Source organism: Trinickia soli (assembly GCF_002879855.1).
In the GTDB taxonomy this organism is placed as follows: Bacteria; Pseudomonadota; Gammaproteobacteria; order Burkholderiales; family Burkholderiaceae; genus Trinickia; species Trinickia soli.
In genome coordinates this window covers 1-18,334 of record NZ_PNYB01000015.1, presented here as the reverse complement: position 1 = coordinate 18,334, position 18,334 = coordinate 1, and the positions used below count along the sequence as shown (strand labels likewise).

Below are 18,334 nucleotides of genomic sequence, written 5' to 3'. Positions count from 1 at the left end.
CGCCCCGGCCGTCGCGTTTCATCGGCCGCCCGCTCAGTCTCCCATCTTGCCCGGCTGCTGATCGGGCTCCGGTTCCGGTATGCCGACGTCGGGCACGTCGCCCGGGGTGCCCGGGCTCGGAGCATCGGGGATCGTCGGCTGGTCGGGAATCGGTGGGTCGGAAGCATAAACCGGATAGGCGCTCATAGTGGTCTGTGCTCCTCGCCCGGCAATTCGGGAATGTTGCCCGGACGATCTTGCACGAGGAGCTGATCGTCGACGTCTTGCACGCCGTTCATCGCGCTGATCGTTTGCACGAGCGGCGTATGCTCCGCCGCCAGGACGTGGCCGTGCAGGCAGACATGGCCTGCCTGGGCGGATACGTGGATGGCGCCTGGCCGCGTCGACAGCCTGCCCAGTTGCGAGCGAACACGCTCGGCCAATTGCTCGTCGGTAACCGGCGCATGCCCGTTGCCGACCGCGCTCATTTCTCTGATGGCACCGCGTGCCTTATCGGCTGCACGCTTGGCTTGCGAACGCGCGACCCGCGCCGCATTGCGTTGCCCGGAGCGAAGCTTGTCGCGCAGCACGGCGCGGCGCCGGTGGCCCATCGCGGGGTCGAGGTAATACATGGCGACCGCACCCGCTGCGAGCGAGGCGACGCTGTGGAAAAAGCGCTTCATGCGAGGACTCCCGGAGATCGTCCCTTGCCGCGGGAAGCAGCACGAGAACGTCTCCACCAAGCAGCATCGCGCGTGCCGCGCCTCGCAATCGGCTCTGTGAGCGCCCGCGTGGCCCTTATGCGCGGCCCCATCTGATGAATGCACGGCAGCCCCAGGACGCGGCACAATGCCTGCTCGACTTGCGTCAAACGCGCAGGCGAAGCGCAGGGCGAGCAGCCCGCGGATGCGCGCAACGTGTTGCAATGCATTGCAAAACCAGGTGGACAAGCGATGACGGCAGAGAACAGCTATGCGAAGACGGCGCCTACCCGCGCCGAAGTGGAAGCGCTGACGGGCGCGACCGTACTCGAATTCGGCACTGATTGGTGCGGTTATTGCCAGGGCGCGCAGCCCGCGATCGCAGAGGCGCTCGCCCGTGCGCCCGGGTTGCGCCACATCAAAATCGAAGATGGCCCGGGGCGTCCCCTGGGGCGCTCGTTCAAGGTCAAGCTTTGGCCGACGTTGATCTTTCTGCGCGACGGCGTGGAAGTCGCGCGAGTGGTGCGACCCATGGATGCCGGCGCCGTGGATGAAGGCGTGGCGGCGCTGCGCTGACGATATGGGAGCTCGTCGCAATCTTCGTGCCGCCAATTCCGATCGTTTGTCCTTTTGCGCAACATTTTGTCTGGAAACTATGGACGGCAGATCGCCAAAAATAAACCAGAAAGACCTTTATATCTTTATTGACGATCGGCTTACTGCTTTCTAAAAAAACGTATTCGTTCGCAAATAAATCGCAAATAAACCAGTTCCGACGGCGTTTCGTAGTGCGGCCGACGTCGGCGGAAACGCGCGAAAGGGCTTAGCCGCGCTGCGTCTTGACATTGATTTGGAACGCGCATAATTTTCTAACGCCGCCCTCTACGGCATATCTGCAATGTCATCCGAAATTCAGTAAATCGCTCCACAGACGTTTCGCGTCACTCAGTAGTCATTTGTGCGGTTCGATAGCAGGCTCTTGGTCGTAATCGAAAAGAGGGCTGAATGTCGACCGTCGTCGCGTATTACGCGCTGAAAAAAAGGCGTGTGGCGGCGGGCGGTCATCGAGAAACGGCAACTCAACTACCAAGGACAAAAATGAAGAAGCGAGATAGGAGTGGTACCCCGGGCCTCGAGCGTCGCTACGGCGGCGGGCTCTGGCTCACCGCCATCGCGGCGGCGGCGCTTGTGCTTGCCGGATGCGGCGGCGACGACAGCGGTTCGTCGATGGCGACGAGCGCAAACGCGCAGCAGGTTGCGGCTGCGCAATCCGAGGTTGCCAATCAGCAGCAGGCAGCGGCCGATCAACCTTACAGCGATTCCATTGCATACAAGGCGAGCGCGGGCGATAGCCTCGATTCGACACAGGTCAACGAAAACGCGGCCGTCATGCATCACGTGTGGAATGCGGGCGGCAAGGCCATGCACTACACGACGACGACGGGGCATTTGACCGCATCCGACCTCGGCGGCAATGCCGAAGCAACGATGTCGTACGTCGCCTACACGGCGCCGAGCAAGAACGGCAAACCGCGGCCCGTGACGTTCTTCTATAACGGCGGCCCCGGCTCCTCGTCGATTTGGCTTCGGCTCGGCTCGTTTGCGCCGACGCGCGTGGTCACGCCCGACCCGCTGATGACGAACTGGCCGAACTTCCCACTCGCGCAGAACGCCGAGAGTCTGATCGATACGACCGATATGGTCTTCATCGATCCGCCGGGTACGGGGCTGTCCGAAGCGATTGCGCCGAACACGAACCAGAAGTTCTGGGGCAGCGATGCCGATGTCACCGTCATGCGTGACTTCATTCGGCGCTATATCGCGAAGAACAATCGCACGAATTCCCCGCTGTACCTGTACGGCGAATCGTACGGCACACCGCGCACGGACATGCTTGCGCTCTCGCTTGAATCGGCCGGCGTGCATTTGACGGGCATCATGCTGCAGTCGTCGATCCTGAACTATTTCGCCGATGCCATTGAAGCCGTCGCGATCCTGAGCGGCAATACGATCGACATGAATGCGCTCAAGCTCGACACCGATACGCTGAGCGGCTACTACCCCGGCTACGCGGCGGTCGCCTCGTACTTCAAGCAAACGGCGCTGCCGGTGCAGGTCGATCCGGCCTTGTTCGCGTTCCAATCGGAGTTGTTCGCGACGACGCACTATCAGCAGTTCAAGCAGTACGCGCAGTCGTGGGTGCTGAGCCAATTGGGCGTCCCGACGTTCCTGGGCACCCCGGTGTTCCCGAGCGCGCCGACGCTGGCTTCGTGGACTTGGTCGTCAGGGTTGTCGTTCCAGGCGCTCAACGGATACTTCAATATCAACCCGTTCAATAGCGAACTGCTGCCGGGCACCACGATCGGCCGCTATGACGGGCGCGTATCGTTGCCCGATTCCGATCCGCGTCTGCAGGCGGACGGCGACCCGTCGGACATTCTGATCTCGCAGCCGTTTACCAATGCGCTTGCTAAGCAGATGCCGAACTACCTGGGCTACACGGCGCCGAATGCCACCTACATGACGTTGAACGACGCGATCATCTACGCATGGGACTTCTCGCATGACGGCCAGCCGCTGCCCGATACGATCCCCGATCTGTTGGCGGCCATCGAGCTCAATCCTCAGCTGAAGGTGCTTGCGTTGAACGGCTACCACGATCTGGCGACGCCGTTCTTCAACACCGAAAAGCAACTCGCGCGCTTGCAGACGGTGCCCGGCTTGAATCCGAACCTGCAGGTGACGTTCTATCCCGGCGGCCACATGACTTATCTCGACGACAGCGCACGTCCGAAGATGAAATCGGACCTGCGCGACTTCTATGCCGGGCAGCCGGCGCCCGGCGCACTGGGGCTCTGGATGTTGCCGCCGCCGTGGGGCGACGAGAACCCCGCGGGCACGGCGACGCTGGCTGCGCAATCGTCCGCGCAGTAACCGGCGAAAGCGCGTAATTTCGGCTAATTTCCTATAGCGAGCGGATCATGTCACCCATCGATATGCTGCGACGACTTTCTCCCTTCATTGCACTGACCGTGATAGCCGGCGCGGCCCATGCGGCTGCGCTGCAAGCGGTCGCGCCCGCAAACCTGCCCAACCGTGGCGGCGGCGTGGACGGCCCCTATTTTCCGCGCACACGGGCGGCCGCGGTCATGCCGAGCACGGGCAGCGACCTGCAGCAGCAGGCGCAGCAACGCCTGGAGGCACGCCTTGGCGCGAACACGGTGCTCAGCAACGGCGCTGCGATCACGAAGGCGCAGGCGCAAACGAACGGTCTCGGATACATCGCCAAACACTTCGACGAAATCGACACGGCGCATAGTGGCCGCGTGACGATGAGCGACGTCAGGCAGTATCTGCAGCAACGTCAGCGTCAATAGCCAATCACGGCGCATTATCAGCCTCTCGTAGAAGCGTGTCCCGCTGCCCGCATGCCTGTCCGGTGTGCGGGCAGCTTTCGTTTGGGGCGGGCGTCGCGGGCACACACGTTGCGTCACGAAAGGCATCGTCATTCGTTTTATGGAGGCGTCTCATGCCCGAACGAAAAACACTCTCGCGTGCCCGTGCGGACAAGCGGGCAGGCAAGGCCCCGTCGACGCAGGCCGGCGAATTCGTCAAAGAAGAAATCGATCACGTGCGCAGTGGCAAACACGGCGTGCGCTCCACGAAGCAGGCGATCGCAATCGGCCTATCGAAGGCGCGGCGCGCCGGAGTCGATCTGAAACCGCCGAAGAAGGGACAGACGAGCGAAGCCACGCGTAAGAAAGCCGAGAAAGACGCCGCCGCGGGGCAGGGCAAGGCGGGCCGCTCCGCCAGCACGGAGAGCAAAGCGAAGCGCTCGCGCACGACCGAGTCGGTGCTCAAACGCGAAAGCACGCGCGGCGCATCTCACGCGGCCGTGTCGAAGCAGGCGAAGACCGCAGCTGCGAAGCGACCAGCCGCAAGCCGTTCAGCGGCGGCGAAAAAAGCGGCGCAAACGAAGGGCGCCGCTGCGCGCTCGGCTGCAGCAAAGAAGGCTGCGCGAACCCGTGCCGCTCGCGCGCATGGCCATCGCTGATCTGCGCCGGGCAGCGAACCGTCAGATGATTGCATGCGTGCCCATCTGGTGTCGATGCGCGTTTACCTGATCCAAAAGAGCGATGCAAGGCCCTTGCGCAGCCTAAAGAATTGAAAGGGACGGGACGTTAACGTACGCAAGGGCCGTCCGAAAAATCGGCCCACCGCCTCGCTCGTTGGGTAACGCGGACCGAGGGCGACAAAGAATTGAACGGGGAAAGCACTGTGAACCAGCAACGATCGTCCTGGACGCGTACCGCGGCGCCGGGCGAAGTCATCTACGCGGAGGGTTTTGCCGGAGAGCCGGTCCTCTATGTCATCACCGAGGGCAAAGTCGAAATCTCGACCCGTTGCGACGATAAGAAGGTCGTGCTGGCCACGCTCGGCAAGGGCGAATTCTTCGGCGAAGCGGTGCTGCTGCAGGCCGAACCGCGCGCTCACACGGCCAAGGCGCTCGCGTTCTGCCAGCTGACAGTCGTGCATGTGAGCATGGTTGAAGAGGAACTCGAGCGCGCGTCGCCGTTGCTACGGCATATCGTGCGCACGACGATCCGACGCAGCCGCAAGAAGGACGATTTGCTTGCCACCTACACGCATGCCGATTTTCTGCCCGGCATTGTTTCTTACGCCCACGTGCTCGCATTGATGGCCGGCGCAGACGCCGGCGATTCGGTGGATGCGCGCATGCGTCGCGGTCAATCCGATGAAGTGTCCGTGCCGCTGCCCGAAGTGATCAAGAAATGCCGCGCCATCGCGGGACACTCGCGACCCCACGTGATGACGATGCTCGGCCGCATGGAGCGCCTGAACCTCGTTTCGCTGGGGACGGGCCGAGCCGACCATCTCAGCGGCAACACGCGTGCGGGACAGGACCCGGCGACGAGCCGGCAGGTTGTCACATTCGATCCGGCCCGCATCACCGAGCGCGCTCAGCAGGTGGCCGATCAGGAACTCGACATCGCTATCAACAGCGAGCTCGAATTGATAGAACTGTCCGATCTCGAAGCGCTGATCGGCGTCGAGCGCAAGATGATCCTCAACAAGCTTTCGCACGACGAGATCGCCGAAGACCTGTTCGCGTTCCGCAAGACGAAGGTGCTCCGCTACGTGGAAGAGAAGGGCGTCAGCTACTTCACGAAGCGCGCGCGCGGCGGCGAGTTCAAGTCGCTCGAAGACCTTGGCCTCGTCGATCACCGGACGCTGTTCGAAGCGGTCAGCGCAACCGATACCTACGACCTCGCGAAACTCGCCGCTTCGACGGGCGATCAGACGATCGTCGATCAGCTGTTCTCGGTCATGACCGAAGCGCGCAAGAAAGAAGTGTCGTGGGTCATGCGGCGCGATCTGAAGATCGATCAGGCCGAAGTCGATGATATCGAGCAGCGCTTCGTCGAAACGATTCGCTCGGTCAAAGCGGCAAGCGGCCATGCGCCGGTTGCCATGAGCCGCGAAGCGTAACGCCATCGAAGCGCGGGCGTGCCGCTGGGGGCACGCCCGCGCGCGGCAATCGGCCGGCATCGGCCAACGCTTGCCTGGCAAGCCGAATCATTAGGAGTACTCATGGATTTGCTGACCGTTATCGGTGCGCTGTTCGGCGCAGCCGCGATAGGCGTGGGCTTTTGGCTCGAAGGCGGCCATTTCAGCACGCTGCTGCAGGGCGAGGCGTTCGTGATCGTGCTCGGCGGTACGTTGAGCGCCGTCATGATCCAAAACACCTGGGCGCGCTTCTTCGACGGGATCAAGCAACTGCATCTCGCGTTCATGAAGGCGCGTCAGGTCGATCGGGAGAGCTTGTCGATGTTGCTCGAATGGGGCGACCAGGCGAAGCTCAACGGCATGCTCGCATTCGAATCGATCGACGCCACCGGCATCAGCGCATTCGCCAAGCGCGGGTTGGAACTGCTGGCCAACGGCGTGCCGACGGCCGTGATCGAGGACGCGCTGCACCGTGAACTCGCGGCTTACGAGCGCAACCGAATGGCAGCGGCGCGCATCTGGCAGCAGGCGGGCGGCTACGCGCCGACGTTCGGCATTCTTGGCGCCGTGCTCGGCCTGATCCATGTCACGGGTCACGTGCTCGAACCGGCGCAACTGGGCAGCGGCATCGCCACGGCTTTCACGGCGACGTTGTACGGGCTCGCGCTCGCCAACCTCGTGTTCCTGCCACTGTACGGCAAGATCAAGGCGCAAGTGGACAGCGAACTGCGTTTCCGCAAGCTCTATATGGATGGCTTGCTCGCGATTTCCCGCAAGGAGTCGCCGCAAACGATCGAGACGCGCCTCGCGGCCGAAGTGCGCGAACGTGCGGCGGAGTCGCTGGCTTGAGCGGTGACGGGCATCGCATGGCGATATCGCGCTTTCTGCCGGGTCCTTCTATGTTTCTGACGCACTTGTTTGCACGGAGCGAGCGCCAATGAGTACTCTCGCCGATGGAAAACGTCTGGCTGCGAGCGAGATCGGGCATGACGCGCACGATTATGAGCATGAGCACGAGCACGCCGAACGCTGGCTGATCTCGTACGCTGATCTCATCACGACGTTGATGGTGTTTTTTCTTGCGCTCTATGTGCTGGAACTCGCGAAAGACCGCGATTTGCAGACCAGGAAGTTCGAAGCGCAGGCCGCCAGCGCACGGGTGCAGGCCGCGACGAACACGGCGGCCGACGCCCGCAAGGCCGCACGCGCAACGCTTGTCGCGCTGCTCAAACCGCTCAGCGACGAGCACGCGATTACAGTGACCGAATCGACGCAGGGCGTCGAAATCGCGATCAACGCCAAGGTGCTGTTCAACTCGGGCGATGCGCGATTGTTGCCCGACTCGATCGACGTCCTCGATCGCGTTGAACGGGTGCTTGCCGATCATACGGGCAGGAACATCCTGGTCGAAGGACACACCGACAGCGTGCCGATCTCAAACGGCAAATACGCCTCCAATTGGGAGCTCTCGGCTGCGCGTGCAGGTGCGGTTGTACGCTTCTTTGTCGATAAAGGTATCGAGCCCCATCGGCTTGCGGCCGTTGGCCGCGCCGATAACGTGCCGCTCGTGCTGGGCGACGACGTGGCCGCGCGCGCGGCCAATCGTCGTGTGACGATCCTCGTTCAGTACTGAGCGCGGATGGCATGCCAATCGTGGCCGGGTGGCCTCACCGCGGCTCAAGCCGTTTTTGCTTGACTGTTCCGCGTACCTCGGCGCTCATCAGCGCGGCGATGTCGCATTCACTTGATTCCACCGATTGATCGGGAAAGTCCTACTGCTCCGAATCCCTGACGCAAACGTTTGGGAGCCAGAGAACAGTCTTCAATCATCGATCCGGGGCGTCGATATGCACTTGTAGCGCCGCGGCAGTCGCGTCGCCCCGCTCGCGTCTCGCGTAAAGGAGTCTTCTTATGAGTTTCAATCAAATGACGGTCAAGGCAAAGCTTTCGCTCGGCTTTGGCGTTTTCGCGACGCTGGTTATGCTTGTTTCCGGGCTCGCGCTGTATGCGCTGAACGATATCAATGACAGCTTTTCGACATACGTGAATGGCGTCGATGCGCGAGCACGCAGGGCCGCCGAAGTGCGAACAGCGGTCGATCGGCGCGCGATTGCCGCGCGCAATCTGGTGCTCGTGACGAAGCCGGCAGACGTGGAGGCGGAGAAAGCCGCGGTGCAACGTGCCGACAGTGACGTGCAGTCATCGCTCAAAAAGCTCAACGAGCTTGCGACATCCGGGGTCGATACGACGGAAAAAGCCAGGGCGCTGATCGCCGAAATAAATCGTATAGAGCGTCTGTATCGTCCTGTGGCGGCCGACATCGAGAACGATGCGCTCAACGGCAGGCACGATGAAGCAGTGACGAAGATCGACGAGAAATGTCGGCCGCTGCTCGCCGAACTCGTCAAGGCGAGTGATGAATTCGCCAGGTACACGGAGTCGCGTGCGCAGCACAAAGTCGAAGTGACCGGGGAGTCCTATCAGCGTCAACGTGCGTTGCTGCTCGGCATTTGCGTAGCCAGCGTCATAGCGGCGATTCTTGCCGCATGGACCATTACGCGCGGTATTACGCGAGCGCTGGGCGCCGAGCCGGCCGAGCTGTCGGATATCACCCGACGCATCGCGGACGGCGATCTGAGCCCCGTGCCCGGTGCAGAGCAAGCGCCGCGAGGCAGCGTGCTGGTATCGATGTCGGCGATGCAGACCGGCCTCGTGAAGTTGATCGGGCAGGTGCGCGCCACGGCCGACAACATTGCGACCGGTTCGAGCCAGATCGCAGCGGGCAACGTGGACCTTTCGTCGAGAACGGAAGAGCAAGCGGCATCGCTCGAGGAAACTGCATCGAGCATGGAGGAATTGACGTCCACCGTGAAGCAGAACGCCGAAAACGCGCAACAGGCCAGCGCACTGGCGGCCAACGCGTCGGATGTGGCGGCCAAGGGCAGCAACGTCGTCGGCCAGGTCGTGACGACGATGACCGAAATCAGTGAGAGCTCGTCGAAGATCGCCGATATCACTGGACTTATCGAAGGCATCGCTTTTCAAACGAACATCCTTGCGTTAAACGCGGCGGTCGAAGCCGCTCGCGCCGGCGAACAAGGGCGCGGCTTTGCGGTTGTCGCGAGCGAGGTGCGTTCGCTGGCGCAACGCTCGTCGAGCGCGGCAAAAGAGATCAAGGAGTTGATCGGCGCTTCCGTGCAGAAGATCCACGACGGCTCCGCGCTCGCGGGCACGGCGGGTGAGACGATGGCCGAAGTGACGCAAGCGGTGGCACGCGTGACTGACATCATGGGCGAGATCGCGGCTGCTTCGAACGAGCAAAGCCGAGGCATCGAGCAAGTCAACCATGCGATCACGCAAATGGATGAAGTCACGCAACAGAATGCTGCGTTGGTCGAAGAAGCCGCTGCGGCGTCGAAGTCGCTCGAAGACCAAGGTCGCCTGTTGAATGAGTCGATCGCGTTCTTCCAGCTTGGCGAAGCGGCCCGCGTCACGCCGACGACGCGTCCCGTGGCGACGGGTGCGGCGAGGCGCGCGAGCGCCCCGCGGCCGGGCAAACCGTCGCGGCCCGCAGTGGTGAGGCCCGCCAGAACAGCGCCTGCGCTCGATCTGCGCAAAACGGGTGCGCCGATGCCTGCAGTTAGCGGAGCGTCCGACGCCACTTGGCAAACTTTCTGAAGCAAGCACATCGAGGCCGCGACGAGCGCCTGGAAACTGAGGCGCTCATTGACAGATCGCCTGCTGAGGTCCTGGTGCCCTGCGTGCGGTTCTTGGAGGTGTCGCGTTGTCGTGCTCGTCGCGTTCGGCGATTGGTGCAAGCGGCACGGGCGAGTGTGGGTGCAGTAGGGCTCAGCCGTCGGTGACCTTATAGGGTGTCGTCGTATCCGCCGGCGGCAAGCCGCCGTTCCAAACGCTATCGTCTTTCAAGCCGATACCGGTGAGCCGGCGCGTACGCGCAGCTTCGAGCAGATGCACAAGCTTGAATGCAGCGGCGTCATAACTGAGGCCTTCGGGACGCACGTTGGAGATGCAGTTGCGCTCGGCATCGCTGCGTCCGACGCGTGGCCCATACGTCAGGTAAACGCCGAGGCTTGCCGGCGAACTGAGGCCGGGCCGTTCGCCGATCAACACGGCCACGATATCGGCATGCATGAGCTCGCCGATGGGGTCGCCGATCGCGACGCGAGCTTGCGTGGCGACGACGATCGAGCCGACACGCCAGTCATTCAAGCGCGCGATCGTGCGGTCGAGCAAAGGAAGCGCATGCAGCTCGGCCGCTTTTGACGAAAGCCCATCGGCGATGACGAAGACGAGCTCGGGCCGCGCTTGAGCCGACGCGGCGTGCTGCCCCAAAAGAGCTGCACTGTCGGCGTCGAGTATTCGGCCGAGATCGGGCCGACGCAGATATTGCGCGCGGTCTCGCGCCCCGCTGCGCACCTCGATCGAATCGAGCGCTCTGCGCTCGAGTTCGCTCCGGAGCGCGTGCGTATCGAGCCGCGCATGAACGGCATCACGTGCCTGCGCGTGAGCCAATGTGAAGGCGAGCAGCGGGGCCGTGGGCAGGCTTGCGCCTGTACGACCGAGCGCAATGCGCGCATGGGTGAATTGGCGCAATGCGGCCCACGGGTTTTCGGCGACCGTCGGCGTTCGCACACCCGACGCGTCTCTCTCGGTTTCTTTGATGTCTTCTTTCAAGGTGCAATCCAATCGAGGAGCAGCGGATGCCGCGGTGACTCCTGAAGGCGCCCGGCAGGATTCGTAATGCGCATCGATGCGAGCCACGCTTCGAATTCCGGCGCACGCTTCAAATCGAGCAACTGGCGTACGTAAAGCGCATCGTGAAACGATGTGCTCTGATAGTTGAGCATGATGTCGTCCGCGCCCGGAACGCCCATGATGAAATTGACGTGGGCCGCGCCGAGCAACGTCAGCAGCGTATCCATATCGTCCTGATCGGCTTGAGCGTGGTTCGTGTAACAGATATCGCAGCCCATCGGCACGCCGAGGAGCTTGCCGCAGAAATGGTCTTCCAGCCCGGCGCGGATGATTTGCTTGCCGTCGTAAAGATACTCGGGGCCGATAAAGCCGACGACCGTGTTCGTGAGGAACGGATTGAATTTACGGGCAACGGCATACGCTCTGGCTTCGCAAGTCTGTTGATCGACGCCGTGATGCGCATTGGCCGAGAGCGCGCTGCCTTGTCCTGTTTCGAAGTACATCAGATTGTTGCCGACCGTGCCCCGGTTCAGCGAGAGGCCGGCGTCATACGCTTCTTTCAACAGCGAAATCGAAATGCCGAATCCGGCATTCGCTTTTTCCGTGCCTGCGATCGACTGAAAGATCAAATCGACGGGCGCGCCGGCTTCGATTGCCGCGATCGTATTGGTCACGTGCGTCAGGACGCAGGTCTGCGTGGGCACGTCGTACGCGCGGCGGAATTCATCGGTCATCGTCAGCAGCGCCGTGATCGCAGCAAGCGAATCGGACGCCGGATTGATGCCGATCATCGCGTCGCCGCAGCCGTACATGAGACCGTCGATCATCGCTGCCGCAATGCCTTTCACATCGTCGGTCGGATGATTGGGCTGCAGACGCACGGAGAGATGGCCGGGCAGACCCACGGTATTGCGAAAGCGCGTGACGACCGGGCGCTTGCGCGCGGCGAGGATCAGGTCTTGATTGCGCATGAGTTTGGACACCGCGGCAACCATCTCCGGCGTCAGCCCTGGCGCTACGCGAGCGAGTGCCTGACTGTCGGTGGCATCGGCCAGCATCCATTCGCGAAGTTCGCCAACGGTCAGATGCGCGATCGGCGCGAAGGCGTCGGCGCAATGGTCGTCGATGATGAGCCGCGTCACCTCGTCCTCTTCGTATGGGATGACGGCCTCATCGAGGAACGTTCGCAGCGGCACGGCGGCCAGCGCCATCTTCGCCGCCGCGCGTTCTTCTTCGGTGTCGGCGGCGAGCCCGGCCAGTTCGTCGCCGGAACGGAGTGGGCTTGCTTTGGCGAGCAGCGTGGCAAGACTGTCGAAGCGATAGCTGCGTGCGCCGATGGTTTCACGAAAATTCATGCCGTCGACCTCGCTCGCGGATCGTGGAAAGGCAACTATACGCCGTTGCTGCGGACTGTCCGCCGGCTCGTCCGCACTATGCGAATGGATGCAGGGCAGCCTCGGCGGGCGATGGTATAGCGCGCGATGGTGGAGCGCGACCAGTGGTAGAATCGCGTCCGCCCTGCCCGGGTGATGAAATTGGTAAACATAGCGGACTTAAGCAATTGAGTGCCCGGCTGGAAACGGTCGGTGCAGAACCCTTCAAATTCGGTGAACCCCCTGGCGCCTGCGCTTGCGCAAGCAAGACGACATCAAGTGCGCCGAGGCAACGCCGAGCCAAGCCCGAAAACGCGGCCTGAATCGTGGTCCGTTTCGCGGAAGGTGTAGAGACTAGACGGGGGGCGCCTAATGCGTCGCGCACGAGTGCCACGTGTGCGATGCGACGGCGAAGGCATAGTCCAGCGCACGAACGGCGATGTTCGCATCGCCGGCATCGAAAGATGCAGTGTGACGAAAATCCGCCGCCTTACGGCTTGCCGGTTCGAGTCCGGTCCCGGGCACCATGGATATGTTTCGGCTTGTGCCGATGTGTTCCGAAGAACCCCGCCAGATCACGGTCTTGCGGGGTTTTTTGTTTCTTTTCAGACCGACTTGGTCCTTCGGCAGCCAGTGGTACGCGGTGGTATTTGTGGCTGCATCCGGGGCGCTGCGGCGCTTGTCCGGCAGGTTCTCGTGCGCCTTCCCTGTGATTTGCGCGCTCAAACTCGCGCCGATATTATTGGTGCGCCCCGGCGATCTGCGGCAGGCCGAATGGCCGCAGGTCAACCTGGGAAAAGGCGAGTGGCGCTCGTCAGTGAGACGGAAACGGGTAAAGGAACCGGTATCGCGTTCCCATCAGGGCGGTCCTGAGTTGCCCGTCAAAGCGTACCCAGAAAATGCCAATGCTGCAGGCTTGAACACGCTGAACGCTTCAACAAACGTCGGCTTTATCGGCCCGTAAATCAGCGGCATCAGTACATCCTGATTTCCTGGCGCGTCTTCTCTTCGGATTCTGCAGCCGCAGTGAGGTGAACATCTTTCTCAAGGACTGCCGCAGAGAGGTTTCCGGCAAGCCCCGCTGCCACCAGCGCATCGATAAGCTCTTTCTGCTCACTTGAGATTGTTTTCATATTGAACGGTGTTTTTGCCGAAACCTGGTTTCCGACCGATGCGACGTCTCCCTGTGTTGATCACTACTTCCACCGGGAGTTGGGTCGTCCTGCCGGAGTTGTACCGTTCCGCTTGCCTGGATGGGTAAATTTAGTCAGCGCCTGCTCCGCCAGGACTTCCACCGGCTGTGCGTGTTCGAGGTCACACCTTGAAGGATCGCGGCAGAGCCTGTCCGTACTTCCGGAACAGCCGGGCGAGATACGACGGCGAATCGAGCCCGACGACTGCCGCGGCCATAACGACCGTCACCCCGGGTGTTTGCAACAGAAGCGACGCGTGGCGCACACGTTGCATCGATTGATAGTCGACGATGGATTTGCCCGTGACGTCGCGAAACATTCGCGTTAACGTGCGTCGCGAAAGGCCGAATTCATAAGCGATGCGATCGAGGCTGACGGATTGATCGAGTGTCGAATCGAGAAACGTCTGGATTTCTTTCACGAGTTCGCGGCGCGCGTCAAGGGCCGTCAACGGCACATGTTCCGGGGTCAATCCCGCCTCGACGCACGTGGCGGCCACCATCCTTGCCGTCAGATCCTTGCGATAGGCAGCGAGTTCCCCGCCACCGCGAGCACACGTTTCGGTGGCGAGGCGGACTGCATTGAGCAGCGGTAATGGCGCGGACCAGATCGATATTCGCGCGCAAGAGAGCCTTCTCTGCGCCTTGCGCTCGCAGTACGCGACGAAATCGGTCGCCACATAGACGGCAACGTGCTCCTGCTGCGCACGGTAGCTGTGCGTGTCGTGCAGGCGCCGCGGCGGCACCACGACGAACGACATCGGCGCCACACGCAACGGTGCGGCATTCGATTCGACGTTGAGGATCAGTTGGCCCGTGCGCGGTAGCAAAAACATGTACTCGTCATGCTCGTGCGATTGCGTGCGGTAATCGCCGACCGAGACCTGCCGGACATCGGCGACGCGATCTCCTGACAGATGGGTATGTGCGGTCGGATAGTGCTTCACGAAATCAACCTCAGGTTCGCCATAAACGATGCGCTTCTGCCAGCCGCAGCGGCGATGTGCAGGCGGACGCGTCGATGGAAAGCGCAGTATAGCGCCTCAAATCTCCGTGTGGTACGGCACGAGAAACGAGGCATAAGGCCCGGTTCCCAGGGAAAACACGGATGCGCGCGGACACCCGTGTGTTGGGCCAAAACGGCGATTGGCCCGATTGTGTGATTGCGGTGGCCCGACAGGCGGCGAAAGCTCGTTTTTGCTTCGGCATGCTGGCCGCACTTCCACACCGGAGCCCGTTCATGCCTGTTGCAAGAGCCCCATCGTCATTGCCTCATTCCCTTACTGTGCCAACCGCGTTGCGAACTCGTGGGGACCTGCATTTTGTGCGCGTCTTTCCTGAGGGACCATGCGGCGGCAATCCCGCGCCCGTTGCACTAGATGCCGATGCAATGTCCGCCGAGGAGATGAAGGCCATCGCCGCGAGCTACGGCCACGAGAGCGCATTCGTCTGTGCGCCGCGCGATGCGGCCAACACCTATCGTCTGCGCTTCTTCGTCCCCCAGCACGAGATGGAGATGTGCGGTCATGCGACGCTCGGCGCGTTGTGGGTTCTGCGCAGGCTCGGCCGCTGGACGTCCCGCGTCGCGACGCTCGAAACGTTGAGCGGCATTGTCGACGCCCGTTTCAACGAAAGCACGCAATTCATCGAAGTGAGTCAGCCCAAGGGCATCGTGCAACCGGTCGAAGACGAATGGCTGCACGCCGCGATATGCGACGTGCTGCACATCGACGCCGACGATCTGGATTCGCTCGGTATCGTCAACGCGACGACGAGCCGGACGAAGACGCTGATACCGCTTCGCTCGCTGCAGAGCCTTCATGCACTGACGCCTTCGTTCGACGATGTGCAGCCGTTGTGTGACGCGCTCGGTTCGACAGGACTGTATCCATTTGCAGTCGAAGGCATTTGTCCGCTCGATGTGCATGCGCGGCAGTTTCCGCGCTCGTCCGGCTATCCAGAGGATGCCGCGACGGGCATTGCCGCTGCCGCGACGCTGTACGGCGCGTTGCACTACAGATTGCTCGCAGATGGTGCATCGGGCATGACCGTGCATCAAGGCTATGCGATGGGGAAGCCGTCCCGAATCGAGGTCGAAATGCGAGACCTAAACGACCCCGACGCGGGCTGCTGGATCAGTGGCGCGGTGGAAAGCACGACGCTGGAGCCGGTGCAATGAAGATCTTCACCAACGAACAGATCGCAGCACAACTCGACGTGCGCTCGGCTTCGGACGCAGTCCGGGCAGCCTATCTCGATCTGCAGCGCGGCGCAGCCGCGATTCAGCCGCGCGCACGCATTGGATTATCCGACGTGAAGTTCAGCGCAATGAGTGCGATTCTGGGCTCCGCGCAGATCGCGGCGACAAAAATGTACACGACGATCAATGGCCGGTTCCGCTTTTACATCGCGTTGTTTTCGCTAGCCGATGGTGCGCTCGTCGCGTTGCTTGAAGGCGATGCAATCACGGGTATTCGCACGGCCGCGACCACCGCGCTTGCGGCGCGATACCTGGCGCGTCCGGGCAGCCGCCGTTTGGGGCTGTTCGGCAGCGGTGTGCAGGCACGGGCTCATGCCGAGGCCTTCGCCGACCGAACCGGATTGCGCGAAGTGATGATTCACAGTCACGACGCCGCAACCGCGCATCTTCTCGCCGACAGCCTCGAGCGGCGGTTCGACCTCGACGCCCGGGTTGTCGATGCGGATGAGGCCGCCAACGCCGACATCGTCGTGCTTGCAACACGCGCCTCCGAACCGGTAATACGCGGCGAATGGCTTCGGCCGGGAGCATTCGTCGTGAGTATCGGCGCGACGCGTCCAGACCAGCGTGAGATCGACGATACATCGTTGCTCGCGGCGTCGCGCATTGTCGTCGACTGGACGCAGCAGACGCCGTTCGAAACGGGCGATCTGCTGCGCCCGCCGCGAGCGTTGATCGAGAGCCGGCCGATGGAGGATCTGTCGTCGGTCATTAGCGCCGATGAATATCGCGTCGCGGACGCCACCGACATCGTGATCTACAAGGCGGTCGGAATCGCGCTACAGGACGCGGCCGTCGCTTATCTGGCTTACACGCGCCTCCCTTCCTAAAACATCTCGTCAATGTCCTTCGCCACCGACAGATTGGAGTCACCCATGAAATTCCCTCTTACTGCGCGCATTCTTGCAGGGATGCTGCTCGGCATCGCAACGGGCGTCGCCTGTCACGCGACGCTGCCGAGCGCCAACGCCGCCACTCAGGTCGCCGGCTATTTCTCGCTGTTCGCTGAGCTGTTTTTGCGGCTCATCAAGATGATCATTGCGCCGCTGGTGTTCTGCACGCTCGTGATCGGCGTAACCAGAATCGGCGATGTTCACGCTGTCGGCCGCATTGGACTCAGAACGCTGGGATGGTTTCTCGTCGCATCGTTCATCTCGCTCATGTTTGGCGCGCTGATCGCCAACTGGCTTCACCCGGGTAGCGCGCTCGGCCTGCCTTTGCCAGCGGCGAGCGCATCGTCCGGGTTGAATGCGAATGCATTGTCGCTGAAGGAATTCGTTGTGCATCTCGTGCCGAGCAGTATTGTCGGGGCGATGGCAAGCAACGAAATCCTGCAGATCGTGGTATTCGCGGCATTCTTCAGCGTCGGACTCACAACGCTCGGCGAGAAGGCGCAACTCGTCGTGCGTCTGCTCGATCAGGTTTCACAAGTCATGCTGAAAGTGACGGGTTACGTGATGGCGCTCGCACCGTTTGCGGTGTTCGGCGCGATCGCGAATGTCGTGACGACCCGTGGTGTATCGGTGCTCGTCACTTATGGCCGCTTCATGGGCGAGTTCTACGCAAGTCTGATCGCGCTATGGCTTCTGCTGATATTGGCGGGCGGCGCGCTGCTCGGGCGCAGGGTGTTCGCGCTGGTGCGTTTCATGCGCGTGCCGATGCTGATCGGTTTCAGCACCGCGAGCAGCGAGTCCGTGTACCCGAAGACGCTAGAGCAACTTCAGCGTTTCGGGGTTCCGAGACGGATCGCGAGCTTCGTGTTGCCCATCGGCTATTCGTTCAATCTGGATGGCACGATGATGTACTGCACGTTCGCAACACTTTTCATCGCGCAGGCCTATGGCATTCATCTGTCATTCGTGCAGCAGGTCTCGATGCTCGCGATTCTCATGCTGACGAGCAAAGGCATGGCTGCAGTGCCGCGTGCATCACTGGTCGTGATCGCTGCGACGCTGAGCCAGTTCAATATCCCCGAGGGCGGGCTGCTACTGATCATGGGCGTCGATCATTTTCTCGACATGGGACGCACGGCAACCAACGTGCTGGGCAATGCTGTCGCTTCGGCGGCGGTCGCGAAATGGGAAGGCGTGCTTGCACGGTCGTCGACCGAAGGTATTCGTGTTGGCAATACCAGCAGACACCACGGCGATGGATTCCGTTCAGAGGAGGAAGCGGACGTCGCGAACGTGTGACAAGAAAATCGCGCTGCGAGGATTCCAAAAAATTGCGACTTGTCGCTCAAGCACGATGATGTAATCCATATCGCGGACTAAAGAGGCAAGCGTCAGGAGAGTACGGCGGGAGGGCGGTGAGTAAGGGGCGCCTTTGAAGTGGCCTCTATCGCACAGGCATGGTTCGGGTCCGAATACGATCGCGATACTTCCATCGGTCAACAGCCGCTGGACCACTGAGAGCCGTCACTCGAATGCGATGCACGACTGCCCGGTTTGGGTCGACGGACTAAACCGCTCGCGCGGTAGGGGCTACGGTCCGGCGCTGGAGGTCAGGGAGAGGCCGGTCACGCGGCTTTATGTTGGCGAATGAGGCAATCCGCCTCGTTCTTCAACAGGAGCCGAATCATGAC

At 61.9% G+C, this 18,334-nt stretch carries 18 protein-coding genes; 11 read left to right on the top strand and 7 right to left on the bottom strand.

All coding sequences use genetic code 11. The features are described 5' to 3' along the window. Positions 1-33: 33 nt before the first annotated feature. Together C0Z19_RS28265 and C0Z19_RS17725 are read right to left on the bottom strand one after the other, a co-directional pair. Complete coding sequence (locus C0Z19_RS28265; protein WP_158243004.1) at positions 34-186, bottom strand: hypothetical protein; 153 nt, start codon at positions 184-186, stop codon at positions 34-36. Next, positions 183-662 carry a BON domain-containing protein gene (locus C0Z19_RS17725; RefSeq protein ID WP_102611140.1) on the bottom strand — a complete coding sequence of 160 codons (480 nt, stop codon included), beginning with the start codon at positions 660-662 and terminating at the stop codon, positions 183-185. Before C0Z19_RS17725 ends, C0Z19_RS28265 begins: the two co-directional genes overlap by 4 nt. 270 nt (positions 663-932) lie before the next feature. Here C0Z19_RS17725 and C0Z19_RS17720 point away from each other — a divergent pair, with 270 nt between their 5' ends. The 8 genes from C0Z19_RS17720 to C0Z19_RS17685 all read left to right on the top strand — a co-directional run bounded on the left by C0Z19_RS17720 (position 933) and on the right by C0Z19_RS17685 (position 9,887). Beyond that, the gene (locus C0Z19_RS17720; protein ID WP_102611234.1) at positions 933-1,256 is read left to right on the top strand and encodes a thioredoxin family protein; all 324 of its coding nucleotides are present in this window, start codon (positions 933-935) and stop codon (positions 1,254-1,256) included. 522 nt (positions 1,257-1,778) lie between these two features. Beyond that, positions 1,779-3,614 carry a S10 family serine carboxypeptidase-like protein gene (locus C0Z19_RS17715; RefSeq protein WP_102611139.1) on the top strand — a complete coding sequence of 612 codons (1,836 nt, stop codon included), beginning with the start codon at positions 1,779-1,781 and terminating at the stop codon, positions 3,612-3,614. Between the two features lie 47 nt (positions 3,615-3,661). Further along, positions 3,662-4,057: a 2-oxoglutarate dehydrogenase gene (locus tag C0Z19_RS17710; protein WP_102611138.1), complete on the top strand. Its 396-nt coding sequence runs from the start codon at positions 3,662-3,664 to the stop codon at positions 4,055-4,057. Positions 4,058-4,209: 152 nt separating this feature from the next. Beyond that, positions 4,210-4,734: a DUF6496 domain-containing protein gene (locus C0Z19_RS17705; RefSeq protein WP_102611137.1), complete on the top strand. Its 525-nt coding sequence runs from the start codon at positions 4,210-4,212 to the stop codon at positions 4,732-4,734. A 224-nt stretch (positions 4,735-4,958) separates the two neighbouring features. Further along, a complete protein-coding gene (locus C0Z19_RS17700; protein WP_102611136.1) occupies positions 4,959-6,191 on the top strand; it encodes a Crp/Fnr family transcriptional regulator in 1,233 nt (410 codons plus the stop codon). 102 nt (positions 6,192-6,293) lie between these two features. Continuing rightward, positions 6,294-7,058, top strand: coding sequence for a flagellar motor protein (locus C0Z19_RS17695; RefSeq protein ID WP_102611135.1), 765 nt, complete (start codon positions 6,294-6,296; stop codon positions 7,056-7,058). An 88-nt stretch (positions 7,059-7,146) separates the two neighbouring features. Further along, the gene (locus C0Z19_RS17690; RefSeq protein WP_102611134.1) at positions 7,147-7,842 is read left to right on the top strand and encodes an OmpA/MotB family protein; all 696 of its coding nucleotides are present in this window, start codon (positions 7,147-7,149) and stop codon (positions 7,840-7,842) included. A 278-nt stretch (positions 7,843-8,120) separates the two neighbouring features. Then, the gene (locus C0Z19_RS17685; RefSeq protein WP_102611133.1) at positions 8,121-9,887 is read left to right on the top strand and encodes a methyl-accepting chemotaxis protein; all 1,767 of its coding nucleotides are present in this window, start codon (positions 8,121-8,123) and stop codon (positions 9,885-9,887) included. Between the two features lie 171 nt (positions 9,888-10,058). Here C0Z19_RS17685 and eutC read toward each other — a convergent pair whose 3' ends face one another. The 5 genes from eutC to C0Z19_RS17655 form a co-directional block, all read right to left on the bottom strand. Next, a complete protein-coding gene (gene eutC / locus C0Z19_RS17680) occupies positions 10,059-10,862 on the bottom strand; it encodes an ethanolamine ammonia-lyase subunit EutC (RefSeq protein WP_102611233.1) in 804 nt (267 codons plus the stop codon). Positions 10,863-10,900: 38 nt separating this feature from the next. Continuing rightward, positions 10,901-12,280 carry an ethanolamine ammonia-lyase subunit EutB gene (locus tag C0Z19_RS17675; protein ID WP_102611132.1) on the bottom strand — a complete coding sequence of 460 codons (1,380 nt, stop codon included), beginning with the start codon at positions 12,278-12,280 and terminating at the stop codon, positions 10,901-10,903. A 387-nt stretch (positions 12,281-12,667) separates the two neighbouring features. Further along, complete coding sequence (locus tag C0Z19_RS28740) at positions 12,668-13,024, bottom strand: hypothetical protein (RefSeq protein WP_233196186.1); 357 nt, start codon at positions 13,022-13,024, stop codon at positions 12,668-12,670. Positions 13,025-13,272: 248 nt separating this feature from the next. Then, positions 13,273-13,431: a hypothetical protein gene (locus C0Z19_RS28260; RefSeq protein ID WP_158243003.1), complete on the bottom strand. Its 159-nt coding sequence runs from the start codon at positions 13,429-13,431 to the stop codon at positions 13,273-13,275. 181 nt (positions 13,432-13,612) lie between these two features. Then, positions 13,613-14,437: a helix-turn-helix domain-containing protein gene (locus C0Z19_RS17655; protein WP_102611131.1), complete on the bottom strand. Its 825-nt coding sequence runs from the start codon at positions 14,435-14,437 to the stop codon at positions 13,613-13,615. Positions 14,438-14,730: 293 nt separating this feature from the next. Here C0Z19_RS17655 and C0Z19_RS17650 point away from each other — a divergent pair, with 293 nt between their 5' ends. From C0Z19_RS17650 to C0Z19_RS17640, 3 genes are read left to right on the top strand one after another with little or no spacing between them, the layout of a single operon-like run. After that, on the top strand, positions 14,731-15,669 hold the full coding sequence (locus tag C0Z19_RS17650; protein ID WP_102611232.1) for a PhzF family phenazine biosynthesis protein: 939 nt from the start codon (positions 14,731-14,733) through the stop codon (positions 15,667-15,669). Beyond that, positions 15,666-16,580, top strand: coding sequence for an ornithine cyclodeaminase family protein (locus C0Z19_RS17645; protein ID WP_102611130.1), 915 nt, complete (start codon positions 15,666-15,668; stop codon positions 16,578-16,580). The genes C0Z19_RS17650 and C0Z19_RS17645 overlap by 4 nt, the downstream gene beginning before the upstream one ends. A 45-nt stretch (positions 16,581-16,625) precedes the next feature. Then, a complete protein-coding gene (locus C0Z19_RS17640; RefSeq protein ID WP_102611129.1) occupies positions 16,626-17,942 on the top strand; it encodes a dicarboxylate/amino acid:cation symporter in 1,317 nt (438 codons plus the stop codon). The last annotated feature ends 392 nt before the right edge of the window (positions 17,943-18,334 follow it).